The organism is Flavobacterium sp. Root935, from assembly GCF_001429295.1.
Taxonomy (GTDB): Bacteria; Bacteroidota; Bacteroidia; order Flavobacteriales; family Flavobacteriaceae; genus Flavobacterium.
In genome coordinates this window covers 170,618-184,246 of record NZ_LMJL01000010.1, presented here as the reverse complement: position 1 = coordinate 184,246, position 13,629 = coordinate 170,618, and the positions used below count along the sequence as shown (strand labels likewise).

General features: G+C 32.9%; 14 protein-coding genes. All 14 read left to right on the top strand.

Annotated elements, in window-relative coordinates:
* Nucleotides 1–3 precede the first annotated feature (3 nt).
* The 14 genes from ASE40_RS11690 (at nt 4) to ASE40_RS11620 (ending at nt 13,619) form a co-directional block, all read left to right on the top strand.
* Complete coding sequence (locus ASE40_RS11690) at nt 4–612, top strand: TerD family protein (protein WP_057117148.1); 609 nt, start codon at nt 4–6, stop codon at nt 610–612.
* A 4-nt stretch (nt 613–616) separates the two neighbouring features.
* Complete coding sequence (locus ASE40_RS11685) at nt 617–1,702, top strand: toxic anion resistance protein (protein ID WP_057117147.1); 1,086 nt, start codon at nt 617–619, stop codon at nt 1,700–1,702.
* Nucleotides 1,703–1,730: 28 nt separating this feature from the next.
* On the top strand, nt 1,731–2,696 hold the full coding sequence (locus tag ASE40_RS11680) for a hypothetical protein (RefSeq protein ID WP_057117146.1): 966 nt from the start codon (nt 1,731–1,733) through the stop codon (nt 2,694–2,696).
* 8 nt (nt 2,697–2,704) lie between these two features.
* Nucleotides 2,705–3,256 (top strand): TerD family protein, encoded by a 552-nt coding sequence (locus ASE40_RS11675; RefSeq protein WP_057117145.1) that lies wholly within the window; start codon nt 2,705–2,707, stop codon nt 3,254–3,256.
* Nucleotides 3,257–3,277: 21 nt separating this feature from the next.
* Complete coding sequence (locus ASE40_RS11670) at nt 3,278–3,937, top strand: TerD family protein (protein WP_057117144.1); 660 nt, start codon at nt 3,278–3,280, stop codon at nt 3,935–3,937.
* Nucleotides 3,937–4,350: a hypothetical protein gene (locus tag ASE40_RS11665; protein WP_057117143.1), complete on the top strand. Its 414-nt coding sequence runs from the start codon at nt 3,937–3,939 to the stop codon at nt 4,348–4,350. Before ASE40_RS11670 ends, ASE40_RS11665 begins: the two co-directional genes overlap by 1 nt.
* 12 nt (nt 4,351–4,362) lie before the next feature.
* A complete protein-coding gene (locus ASE40_RS11660; protein ID WP_057117142.1) occupies nt 4,363–5,001 on the top strand; it encodes a vWA domain-containing protein in 639 nt (212 codons plus the stop codon).
* 81 nt (nt 5,002–5,082) lie between these two features.
* On the top strand, nt 5,083–5,718 hold the full coding sequence (locus ASE40_RS11655) for a vWA domain-containing protein (RefSeq protein ID WP_057117141.1): 636 nt from the start codon (nt 5,083–5,085) through the stop codon (nt 5,716–5,718).
* Nucleotides 5,719–5,720: 2 nt separating this feature from the next.
* A complete protein-coding gene (locus ASE40_RS11650; RefSeq protein WP_057117140.1) occupies nt 5,721–6,212 on the top strand; it encodes a hypothetical protein in 492 nt (163 codons plus the stop codon).
* 249 nt (nt 6,213–6,461) lie between these two features.
* Nucleotides 6,462–7,514 (top strand): TerY-C metal binding domain-containing protein, encoded by a 1,053-nt coding sequence (locus ASE40_RS11640; protein ID WP_057117138.1) that lies wholly within the window; start codon nt 6,462–6,464, stop codon nt 7,512–7,514.
* A 5-nt stretch (nt 7,515–7,519) separates the two neighbouring features.
* Nucleotides 7,520–8,929, top strand: coding sequence for a PP2C family serine/threonine-protein phosphatase (locus tag ASE40_RS11635; protein WP_057117137.1), 1,410 nt, complete (start codon nt 7,520–7,522; stop codon nt 8,927–8,929).
* A 2-nt stretch (nt 8,930–8,931) separates the two neighbouring features.
* Nucleotides 8,932–10,443, top strand: coding sequence for a helix-hairpin-helix domain-containing protein (locus tag ASE40_RS11630; protein ID WP_057117136.1), 1,512 nt, complete (start codon nt 8,932–8,934; stop codon nt 10,441–10,443).
* A 30-nt stretch (nt 10,444–10,473) separates the two neighbouring features.
* Nucleotides 10,474–11,472: a TerC/Alx family metal homeostasis membrane protein gene (locus tag ASE40_RS11625; RefSeq protein WP_057117135.1), complete on the top strand. Its 999-nt coding sequence runs from the start codon at nt 10,474–10,476 to the stop codon at nt 11,470–11,472.
* Nucleotides 11,473–11,705: 233 nt separating this feature from the next.
* A complete protein-coding gene (locus ASE40_RS11620) occupies nt 11,706–13,619 on the top strand; it encodes an ABC-F family ATP-binding cassette domain-containing protein (protein WP_057117134.1) in 1,914 nt (637 codons plus the stop codon).
* The last annotated feature ends 10 nt before the right edge of the window (nt 13,620–13,629 follow it).

The following is a 13,629-nucleotide window of genomic DNA, read 5'->3' as shown; positions in this document are numbered from 1 at the left end:
GATATGGCAATTAATTTAGAAAAAGGACAACGTATTAATCTTGAAAAAAGTAACGGTTCAAAACTAGTAAACATTTGTGTTGGTGTGAATTGGGGAGCAATCGAAAAAAAAGGATTTTTTGGCAGTAAAAAAGAAGCAGTAGATTTAGATGCAAGTTGCGCCGTTTATGATGACAAAAAAAATCATATCGATTCGGTAAACTTTAGAAAATTAATTTCTAATGACCGTGCTATTAAACATAGCGGGGACGATTTAACAGGAGATTTAAATGGTGATGACGGATTAGATAATGAAGTTATTACGTTAGATTTTTCTCAGTTAACACCTGCTGCAAGTTATGTTGCGTTTTTTATAAATAGTTTTAGAGGCCAGGATTTTAAAGACATTCCTTTCGCATCTATTAGAATTTACGAAGGAACTCCAACAAGGGTAAGTCAAGAATTTGCTCGTTATGATATTGCAAACGATGCTTCTTTTGCAGGAAATGTATCGATGGTTTTAGGCGTTTTTTATAAAAGAAACGACGAATGGAAATTTAACGCAGTTGGAGTACCAACAAACGATAAAAAACTAGAACAAACTATTGTTACGATTCAAGAGAATCACCTATAAAATTATGGAAAACCAATTAGTTACTCAGGAGAATTCTGCTTTAATTGATAAAGATGGAAATGTGAACTTGGCTTCAATTACAGAAGCAGAAGTAAACAGCTATAAAAGCATTTCAAATCAGTTAAATGAAAATGATGCCAATTCAATCTTGAATTATGGTGCAGAAATTCAAAATTCTATAGCTAAACAAAGTGATAATTTCTTAACGAATGTAAGAACTTACAATTCAGGAGAAGTAGGCTCTTTGATTAATGATTTATTGACAGAATTAAATTATGTAGATGTTGATCAATTAGATCAAGGTCCCTTTAAAAGATTCTTATCAAAAATTCCATTGCTTAATAAGTTTATTATAGATGTAAAAAAATTATTCCAAGAATACGATAGAATTACTGTAAACATTGACAAAATCAGTAATAAAGTTAAGGCAGGAATGATTAATTCTGTAAAAGACAACAGCGCTCTTCAAACAATGTTTGATGGGAATGTGAACCTTATTAAAGAAATGGAAAAACACATTATTGCAGGTCAAATTCGTTTTAAAGAATTGAACGAAGAACTTGCTGTAATGGAAGGTAATAGTGCACAATATCAGGATTATCAAATTTCTGATAAAAGAACTTTCATTAATCGTCTAGACAAGCGTCTTGCCGATATGAAAATTGTACGTTTTATTATGCTTCAATCTTTGGCGCAAATTAGAGTTGTACAAAATAACAATACCTCTATTGCCGAAAAAGCGCAGTCTATACTAACGACAACAATGCCGGTTTGGAAAAATCAGCTGACATTGGCGGTTGCTTTACAAAGACAAAAGCAAAATATTGAAGTACAAAGAAGAGTGTCAGAAACGACAAATACTATTTTACAGAAAAATGCAGAAATGCTGAAACAAAACAGTATTGAAGTTGCCAAAGAAAACGAAAATACTATCGTTTCTCTTGAAACTCTTAAAATGACAACGAAATCTTTGATTGATACTTTGACAGAAGTAAAACAAATTCACGAGCAGGGTACGGAAACTAGAAGACAGCTTGATGCTGGTTTACAAAGTCTTGAACAAGAATTGAAAAAAGGCGTTATAAGCTAAAAATAAGCGTAAAATATTTGTAAAACTAATGCAGGAGGAAGAGGAAAGATATCTTCAAATAATAAAAGAAAGCAACAGAAAGCTTGTGATTTTAGAATTGTTATCCAATTTCTTTAATCACAAGGATCTTGTTGGAGTATTGGTAAGGACAAAAATCATTCACACACTCTTTCAAAACAATAGAATACTGGATATTAATAAGCTGGAATTATTTCATATTCAGTATACAAATAGTCTTATTGATTTATTTCAAAAAATTAAAAAATCAAAAGAACAGCAGTACGTTTTAATTTCGGATGAGATTTATATTAATGATGATATTCTGTCGAAATTAAAATTAGAGATGGGAGAGACAAAGCTGGCAAAACAAATGCAGCTGCACGCTCAGAATATGTCAAAAAAGATAGAAGAACTCTATCAGTTATTCGTAACAGAAAATGATGTTTTTTTTAATTGGAATGATTTGTTAGCATTCTCACAAAGTGTTCAGGCTGAGTATTACAGAGAAATAACAATTGATCAGTACGAAAAGCTTTCGCAGTTTAATAAAAGCGTTTACGAAAATGAATATGCTAAATTCGAAAGGAAACTTTTAGGACGATTAAATATCCTGGGTTTTAAAATTAAATTTTCCTGCGGTTTGGTTTGTAATAATGAAATTATTGAGGTTTATGAGTTTAGGGATTCTAATGATAAGTTTGTTTTTGTAGCAAACGAAAAAGCATTTTATTTTCTAAATGAAGAAGCAGTTAAAGGAATCGATATTTCAAAAAATGATTCTTCTAAAAAAACAATTATAAAAAGCCTTAAAAATAAAAATGCTGAGTTGAAAAATGAGCTTAGTACAATAAAAACAACTCTGCCAGAAAGTGTGCTGGAGGTGTTAAGTGAATATCTTGAAAAAATTTCGTCTGTAGATTTTCTGGATGAATTACAGAATGTTGATGAACAGACCAATATTTTAAAAACAATGTTGAATATTAATATTAATTAAAGAATAAAATGGCAATTAACTTAGAGAAAGGACAAAGACAAAGTATCGATGCTCCAAAATTTACTGTAGGATTAGGATGGGATAGTAATTCAAGCAGCACAGGATCAAGTTTTGATTTGGATGCTTCAGTTTTTTTAGTTGGTGCAAATGGAAAAATTCCAAATGACAATCATTTTATTTATTACAATAATTTAAAATCTCCAGATCAGGCAGTTACTCACGCAGGTGACAATTTAACAGGAGATGGCGACGGCGATGATGAAAAAATTTACATCGACTTGTCTAAAATTTCTCCAGACGTTTATGAAATCTGTTTTGTAGTTACAATTCATCATGCAGATACAAAAAGACAAAACTTCGGTCAAATCAGAAATTCATTTATCAGAATTTTGGATCAGTCTAACGTTGAGTTGGTTAAGTATGAACTTGATGAAGATTTTTCTATAGAAACGGCGGTTGAATTTGGAAGAATTTACAAAAGAAATGACGAATGGAAATTTGAAGCTGTTGGTATCGGAATGAAAGGCGGTTTACAAGATTACTTAAATAAATATAATTAATTTAAAAAACATTAACTCAAAATGGCAATTAACTTAACCAAAGGTCAAAAAATTGATTTAAGAAAAACGAGTGGAGAAACTTTAACAAACTTCTGTGTTGGAGTAAATTGGGGAGCAATCGAAACGAAAGGCTTTTTAGGATTATCAAAAAATGTAGTAGATATCGATTTAGATTTAAGCTGCGTATTGATCGATGATCAAAATAAACTTTGTGATCACCTATATTCTCCTTTGTATAGAGTGGAAGTTTTACAACAATTTGGTTTACCAAAAGGTAAATTAGTTAGTGTTGACGGAGCTTTAAAGCATACTGGCGATGACCTTGCAGGAGATACTGGAGGGGATGACGGATTAGATAATGAAATTATCACAGTTGACCTTTCTAAAGTTGATGCCAAAGTGAATCAAATATTTTTCTTTTTGAATAATGCAGGAAAAGAAGATTTCTCTCAAATTCCATATGCAAAAATCAGAATGTATGAAGGTACTCCAACAAGAGTAGTTTCTGAATTTGCTTCGTATAATGTAGCCGCAGACCGTCAATACGTAAATAAGCGTTCTATTATTATGGGTAAATTGTACAAACGTAACGGAGAATGGAAATTCAGCGCAATTGGTGATCCAACAGATGATACGTTTTTAGGACAAACTATTCACAAAATCGTTCAGTCTTACCTATAATGCAAATCAAAAATATCGAAGGACTAAGAGTTTCTCAGGTAAGAGACCTAGTCGATCAAGGCGGGAAGTTTGTGATCTTTCCGTACACCATTTCATTTGTTATAATGACTTTAAAAAGAAGCTCTGATATCTATTTTATCAGACCTGACGAAAATACTTTCAAGTATTCTTATGGATATGTTTTATTAAATTTCTTTATCGGATGGTGGGGATTTCCATGGGGACCAATTTATACAATTGGCTCACTTTATCATCATATAGTAGGAGGTAAAGACCTTACTCAATTAGTAATGAGTGAATTGATACAAAATGATCCTGAAGCTAATACAAGTACTTATAATATTGGTGGAGTTGAAAGCTCTAATCAGGGCAGTAATGCCTCTGAAACACCAACTTATAATATCCCTGTTTAAATAAATTATACCATGAGAAGACTGCCTGTTTACTTACTATTAGATACATCTGGTTCAATGACTGGTGAGCCCATCGAAGCTGTTAAAAACGGCGTGCAGATAATGATTAGTTCACTTCGTCAAAATCCACAAGCTATTGAAACTGCTTTTTTGAGTGTGATTACTTTTGACAGTACTGCACAGCAAATTATTCCGTTGACGGATTTAGCCTCTTTTCAAATGGTTGATTTAAAAGCAACTGGAGTAACTGCTTTAGGCGAAGCTTTAAAATTAACTGCACAGAAAATAGAAACTGAAGTTGCAAAAACAACAACAGAGCAAAAAGGTGACTGGAAACCATTAGTTTTTATTATGACCGATGGAATTCCGACCGATAACTGGGAAAGTGGTCTAGCCGAATTTAAAAAAGTAAAAACAGCTTTTACTGTTGCATGCGCTGCAGGGGGCGGAGCAGATACCAGTGTATTGAAACAAATAACAGATACTGTAGTAAGTTTAGAAAACGCAGATAGCGCTAGTATTGGAAAGTTTTTTCAATGGGTAACAGCTTCAATTGGTGTAACATCTACAAAAATTGAAGATTTAGGCAGAGAATTTACAAATGTAAAAGAATTACCTCCGCCGCCATCTGAACTAAACATTGTAGTTTAAGTTTAGGGAAGGCGGAGTTTATAATACCGTCTTAATAAAATAGTTCGGTAATTTATTGTTTACTAGTTTTTATAAATCATTATGAGAAGACTACCAGTATATTTTTTGCTAGATACTTCAGGTTCAATGTATGGAGAACCGATTCAAGCCTTGAATAATGCTTTAAGCGGTATGATTAACACATTGCGTTCAGATGCCCAGGCTCTTGATTCGCTTTGGATTAGTATTATAACTTACGATCGAGAAGTAAAAGAAATTGTTCCTTTGACAGAATTGGTTCATTTTCAGCTTCCTGAAATAACTTGTCCGCAAAGTGGTCCGACCAATACGGGCGCAGGTTTAGATTTTGTAATTCAGAAAGTAAAAACAGAAGTTATAAAAGGATCTGCAACTCTAAAAGGTGATTGGAAACCATTATTATTCGTTTTTACTGATGGAAAACCATCAGATATTCAATTCTACAGAGAAAAAATTCAAGAAATAAAAGCCTTAAATTTTGGTGCAGTTGTAGGTTGTGCGGCCGGACATATGGCAAACGACAGTATTTTAAAAGAGCTTACAGACAATGTTGTGCATTTAGATTCTGCTGATAGTTCTACTTTGAAGCAATTTTTTAAATGGGTTTCTGAAACCATCGAACAAGGAAATAAAAGTCAGGGAACGGGAGAAAGTGTAACGCTGCCGCCACCGCCAAGCGAAATAACAGTTGTGGTTTAATTATGGAAGTAATTTTAACAATAATATCTGTTGTATCCTTATTGTACAAAATAATTTCTTCAATAAGTGAAGCTTCAGATAGTGGCAGTTCGCATCGTCATGTGGATACAAGCAATCATTATTTAGATAATTATGAATTTAGCGAAGAGGAAAAATTAGACAATATGAATATTGATAATTTAGTTGTTTGCTATAATTCAACTATTGCTGCTAATCATTCAATTAAAAGCGCTGTGCAATCGTTAACTTATAATATCCACCAAAGCGATTTGGTAATAAAAGATATCATTGTGCGAAGAAATTGTATTTATGTAAAAGTAATGCATGCAATACCATTTTCAGAATGGAATAAATGTTATGGAGCGGCTTTCTCTATCAATTATATGGAGCCAAATAATAGTTTTTCTGTCTATGGAATGGACAAAATAAATAAAGAAGAAGTTGCAGCTTTTAAAGCTATTTCAACGGAATTATTAGCCACACTTTCAAGATGATTTTATTTAAAATATTTATCAACGTTTTAATTGTCGGTCTGTTTTTATATTCAAAATTATTGCCTTATAAAGATAAATTGAATCCTCAATACAAAACGGTTTTTGATTTTTTCAATAGTATATTTTCTCCCATATTCAATTTCTTAAAAACCACAATAAAACCTTTTCAAGTAGGTGTAGGTCTTGCAGTTGATATGACACAGATCGTACTATTAATTATTTTTTTAATGCTATTAAAATTCCTTTAAAATGAGAAGATTACCAATATATTTTTTAATCGATATTTCTGAATCAATGGTTGGAGAACCAATTCAACAGGTTGAAGAAGGATTGGCCACTATAATTCAGGCATTAAAAACAGATCCGCATGCGCTGGAAACCGTTTATGTCTCCATTATCGTCTTTGCCGGACAGCCTAAAACATTGGTGCCTTTACAAGAAATAGTGAGTTTTTATCCTCCTAAATTCCCAATAGGAAGCGGTACATCACTAAGTAAGGGGCTTGGACATTTAATGTATGAATTAAGAAGTAATATCGTTAAAACCACTTATGAAGTAAAAGGAGATTGGAAACCAATAGTATTCTTATTTACAGATGGAGTTCCGACAGATGATACGCAGGCAGCAATAAACGAATGGAAAAATAATTGGCAGCGAACTGCAAATTTAATTGCGGTTTCATTTGGAAACGAAACAGATACAAAACTATTGGGACAGCTTACAGAAAATGTACTTCACTTTAAAAATACAAACGTTCAATCGTATAAAGAGTTTTTTAAATGGGTTACAGATTCTATTAAAACAAGCAGTATTAGTGTTGAAAATAACTCATCTGGATTTGAATTGGCAAAATTAGATGGAGAAACACTTTCTAAAATTGATTTAACGAAAGAAGAACCAAACAAACAGTATGTTGATGATAATTACGTTGTTCTTAGTGGGAAATGCCAAAATACAAAGAGACCTTATTTGATGAAATACCGCAAGAACATTGCGCCTTCAATATATGCAGGAATTGAGCTGGCTTCAAAAAATTACAAACTAGTAGGGGCTTATCAGGTTGATAATAATTATTTTGAATTGGCAGATAACTCTAATTTCAACAATAAAGTAAATACCGAAGAACTATTTGGAGCGCCAACCTGTCCTTGCTGCGGCAATCAAATTGCTTTTGCAGTTTGTGTATGTCAAAAAATTCATTGTATTGGCGACGAGCAAATCAGTACATGTCCATGGTGTAATAATCAAGGATCTTATGGATATGGAGAAGGCGGTTTTGATGTAAACAGAACACAAGGATAATACGTATGGAGGAGACCAAAAGATACCTGCAGTCTTTATTATTCCAAAATAAAATCGATATTCCCGAAAGTAAACAAACTCTTTTTGAAGATTTCATTAATAATGAAAACAATATCACAGCAGTAAAAATAATTAAAGAAAAACAGCGGATGATTATGCAAAATTGGAATTTAAAAAATCGAATTGATGATATTACACATCAATCTGTTTTTCTGCCAAACGGTACTGTAAATAAAATATACGAGGCTAAAATTGATTTTGCGCAGCTGGGCTGGATTGATTTTACTTCTTTCGAAATTCAAAATTTAGAAGAAACGGGACTTACTTTTGACCATGAGAGTAAATTGCTTTTTGGAAGCCCAAAAATAAGTGGTGATTTAAAAATAAAACTCCTTTTTAAAATTGAAGGCGAATCTGAGGAAACGCCATCACATGAAAAGATATTGACGGTTATTGTAAATCCAGATCCAAAATCCCTTTGGAAAAATATAGAAAGCGATAAAAATGCTCCTTTTGCCAAAGATGATCATGTTGCAATTTCGAGCACTTTTTTAGATAAAAAAATTGTTGTGGCCTCAAAAAGAGGAAGAAGTCATGCAAATGTCGGCTCTTTTAGAGAAGACGATTTTGCATTCAAAAATTTAGATTCAAATGGCTGGAGTGTCTTAGCAGTTTCTGATGGAGCAGGTTCTGCAGCGTTATCCAGAAAAGGTTCAAAATTGGCTTGCGATACTGTAGTTGACTATTTTGAACAAAATCTTGATAAGGAAAATCTAAAGGATTTTGACGAAATTTTGCTAGAGCACTATAAAAAAACAGATTTAGAAACATCAAAAAAAATAAGTCATTTTGTCTATAACACTTTATTAAAAGCAACTCATTTCGTCAATCAGAAAATCGAAGAATTTGCTGGTAATATTGATGAAGAACTGAAAAAATTTCATGCGACTTTAATTTTCGCTTTAGTTAAAAAATATGATTTCGGATATGCCATCTTAACTTTTGGAGTTGGAGATTGTCCGATAGGTTTATTAAATAAAGATTTGACTGAAGTGACATTAATGAATTTTATAGACGTTGGCGAATTTGGGGGCGGTACAAGATTTATTACTATGCCGGAGATTTTTCAAAGTGAGAAACTTTCTTCCCGATTCGGCTTTAAATTAGTTGATGATTTCTCTTATTTAATGCTAATGACTGATGGAATTTACGATCCAAAATTTGTAGTTGAGGCCAATTTGGAAAAAATTGAAAAATGGAACGAGTTTTTATCTGACTTAAAAGGGAATAATCAAGACAATTCTAAAGTTGATTTTGATGATGAAAACGGAGATGTTGCAGCCCAGCTTTCTAATTGGATGGATTTTTGGAGTCCCGGAAATCATGATGATAGAACTCTTGCTATAATTTATTAAATATGAGTGTAGTTACAGTAAAATCGATAAACGACCCCGCAAAAACTTATCAATTTGTTGATAATGGCGAACCCATGCGCGGTGGTGTGAAAGATGTTTATTTTAGTCCAGATAGAAAATATGTTGTTGCTATTTTTAGAGACAAATTAGACTTTAACCAAAAAGAAAGACTTCAAAAAATAACTAATAAATATTATGCTCAAATCCAGAACGGAGAGGCAGGAGATTACTATTTAAATGAAGTTTTTAGATGGCCGACAGATGTTATAGAATATAATAATTCGACTGGAATAATCGTGCCCATTTATAAATCTAAATTTTTCTTTAAGAAAGGGTATCAAACTAGCGAACTAATTCTTGGAAAAGAAAAAAATGGAAAATGGTTTGCAGGGCCGAAATTTAGAAATCCGCATTTTCCACTCCGTATTGCAAATTCTGAGTTGGGAGATTGGTTAAGCTATTTTCAGGTTTGTGTCAATCTTTCCAGAGGAGTAAAAAAAATGCACGCTATGGGATTGGCGCACTCTGATTTATCGTACAATAATGTATTGATAGATCCTATTGAACGATCTGCCTGCATGATAGATTTGGACGGGTTGGTTGTACCAGGGTTATTTCAAGCAGAAGTAATTGGTACTGCAGAATTTATTGCTCCAGAAGTGCTTTCGACCAAACACTTAGATAAAAATGATCCAAACAGAAAACTGCCCAATAGGTTGACAGATCTGCATGCGCTTCCAGTACTTATCTATATGTTTCTATTGCACAGACATCCTTTAAAAGGAGGGAAAGTCCATGATTTAGATACCGAAAAAGACGATTTATTATCTATGGGTGAAAAAGCAATGTTTATTGAACACCCAACAGATGACACAAATAGACCAAAACTGAATCAGGTTTCTAAATGGGATCTGCCGTGGGCAGATATAACTAAATTACCATACACCATAGCTGGACCCTATTTAAAAACATTATTCGATAAAGTGTTTGTAGATGGATTACACAATCCGATGCAGCGCCCAAATGCGGAAGAATGGGAAATAGCACTCCTCAAAACAACCGATTTGATGCAGAAATGCCACAACATAGCATGTGAGCAGAAATGGTATGTTTTTGACAATACAAATACTCCAAAATGTCCTTTCTGCGGTACGGCACATCAAGGGACACTTCCTATTTTAGACTTGTATTATCAGTTTCAAGAAACTACTTGGAAGCCCGAGAATCATAGGCTAATGGTCTATAATGACCAGTATTTGTTTCAGTGGCATGTTAATCGTAATATTGCGAGAAATGAGAAATTAACCCAGCAGCAAAAGGTACCAGTGGGCTATTTTACTTTTTTCAATGGTAAGTGGGTGCTGGTTAATCAAAAATTGACTTCACTAAAAGATTTAACCGAAGACAAAGAAATTCCAATTGGTACAATGGTGGAACTTACACACGGAAAAAAAATACTGCTTTCTAATGAAGAAGGAGGAAGAGTAATCATGGTTACAATGGCTAATACATAATTTTAAAATTTAACTTAATTAATATTTCAAATGAATCAACACCCAATTTTTTCGGAACATCCCGGTTTAATTATCGTTTTTGCGGTTGCAGTAGTCATCATGCTGTTGCTGGATTTAGGAATCTTCAACAAAAAAAGCCATGTCGTAACAAATAAAGAAGCTATTACTTGGTCATTAGTTTGGATTAGTTTAGCAATGCTTTTTAGCGGTTTAGTGTATTATTTTGCTGGACCTGCAAAATTCTACGAATTCCAATCGGCCTATTGGATTGAAAAAGCATTATCTGTTGATAACCTTTTTGTATTTATTTTAGTGTTTAAGTTTTTTGATGTTGCTAATCAAAACAAACATAAAGTTCTGTTTTGGGGAATTATTGGAGCATTAGTTTTAAGAGCTATTTTTATATTCTCTGGAGCTTTCTTAATCGAACTTACCTATTTAAACAAACTTTTAGGCCTTGCAGGATTAGAAGGATTTAAATATGATATTAACTTAATCATGACCGCTTTCGGATTGTTCCTTGTTTACGCAGGTATTAAATCATGGTCTTCTGGAGACGATGATGATGAGGAAGATTACAACAACACAAGAGGAGCAAGATTGATTAGAAAGTTTTTCAATGTCAGCGATAAATATGATGGAGACAAATTTTTTACGATAGAAAACGGAAAAAAAATAGCAACACCGCTTTTAGTAGTTGTAGCTGTAATTGAGTTTACAGATTTACTATTCGCGGTAGATTCTATTCCTGCAATTTTTGCAATATCAAGCGATCCATTTATTCTTTATACTTCTAATATTTTTGCAATTTTAGGACTTAGAGCGTTGTTCTTCCTTTTGGATAACTTTATTCACTTGTTCAGCAAATTACAATATGGTTTGGCAATTATCTTATCATTTATCGGAATAAAAATGATCATTTCTCCATTCTATCATATAGATTCAATTTATTCTTTATTGGTAATAGGAGGCGTTCTTTTAATTTCGGTTTTAGCTTCGATCTTAATGCCAGAACCTAAAGAAGCATAAATAAAGGTTTTTTAACCTAAAAAATTAAAATTTAAAACGGATTGAAAATTAAACGTAATTTTTAATCCGTTTTTTGTTTTCGAATACTGTAAAGCTATTGTTTTTCAATGTAAAAACTTCAATTAAAAGTTATACTTTTGCACTTTCAAAATTGTAAAACCTAAGTTTATTTACATTTTGTTTTTTTTATTAATAAAATAAAGGTTTTTCAGCCTTTATCTTTTGCTCAAATTATGCTTAACATACACAATCTTTCGGTTTCTTTTGGAGGAACATATTTATTTGAAGAAGTTACTTTTCGTTTAGGTGCAGGAGACCGAGTTGGTCTTGTGGGTAAAAACGGAGCAGGTAAATCTACAATGCTAAAAATGCTGGCAGGAGATTTTAAACCAGACTCAGGAGTTATTTCGCAAGAGAAAGATATCAGAATGGGTTTTCTACGTCAGGATATTGATTTTGAGCAGGGAAGAACTGTGCTGGAAGAAGCATATGAGGCTTTTACAGAGATCAAAATTGTAGAAAAGAAATTAGAAGAAATCAATCATCAATTGGTTACAAGAACCGATTATGAGAGTGAAGAATACAGCCAGATTATCGAAGACTTATCTGATTATACACATCGCTTTGAGCTTTTAGGCGGTTATAATTATGTTGGAGATACAGAGAAAATCCTTTTAGGTTTAGGTTTTAAAAGAGAAGTATTTAATAATCAAACCGAAACATTTTCTGGAGGTTGGAGAATGCGTATCGAATTGGCAAAACTACTTTTGCAGTCAAATGACGTATTGCTTCTGGATGAGCCAACCAACCACTTAGATATCGAAAGTATTATTTGGTTAGAGAGTTTCCTTCGTAATTATCCTGGCGTTGTGGTTATTGTATCGCACGATAAAATGTTTTTGGATAATGTTACCAACCGAACAATCGAAATTTCTTTAGGAAAAGCATACGACTTTAATAAACCCTATTCTCAATATTTAGAATTACGCCATGAAATTCGCGAAAAGCAATTAGCAACTCAAAAAAATCAGGCGAAAAAAATTGAAGAAACAGAAAAATTAATCGAGAAATTCCGTGCCAAAGCTTCAAAAGCTTCGATGGCGCAGTCGTTGATTAAAAAATTAGATAAAGTAGAAAGAATCGAAGTTGACGAAGATGATAACTCTGTAATGAATATCTCTTTCCCAGTTTCAAAAGAGCCGGGAAAAGTTGTAATCGAAGCAGAAAATGTTACCAAAAGCTACGGAGACAAAACGATTCTAAAAGATATTAGTTTATTGGTAGAACGAGGCAGTAAAATTGCATTTGTTGGTCAAAACGGACAAGGTAAATCTACTTTCATCAAAGCACTTGTAAACGAGTTTGAGTACGAAGGAAACATCAAATTAGGGCATAATGTTCAATTGGGTTACTTCGCACAAAATCAGGCCGAATACTTAGATGGCGAAATCACTTTGCTGCAAACTATGGAAGATGCTGCGACTGATACAAATCGTATGAAAGTTCGCGATATGTTAGGTTCGTTTTTATTCCGTGGAGACGATGTCGAGAAAAAAGTAAAAGTACTTTCTGGAGGAGAACGTAACCGTTTGGCACTTTGTAAATTACTGTTACAGCCAATCAACGTATTGCTGATGGATGAGCCGACAAACCACTTAGATATCAAATCTAAAAATGTTTTAAAAGCCGCACTTCAAAAATTTGGAGGAACACTGTTATTGGTTTCTCACGACAGGGATTTTCTTCAAGGAATGTCGAACATTGTTTACGAATTCAAAGATCAAAAAATCAGAGAATATTTGGGAGACATCAACTTTTTCTTAGAACAGCGTAATCTAGAAAACATGCGCGAAGTAGAGAAAAAAGATGTTGTAAAAACAACAGCTCCAAAAGAAAATAACAAAACATCATACGAAGACCAGAAAAAAGGAAAAGCACTTCAAAACAGATTAAGTAAAATTGAAAGTCAGATTCAGCAATTAGAAAAAGACATTCAGCACGACGATAAACTGCTGGCTTCTAATTATGATAAACATATAGAAGACGCCTCATTTTTTACAGCTTACAACAAAAAGAAAAAAGATTTAGATCAGTTACTTTTAGATTGGGAAGTCGTTCAAGAAGAAATTGATAATTTTACTGCATAATATAATTTTT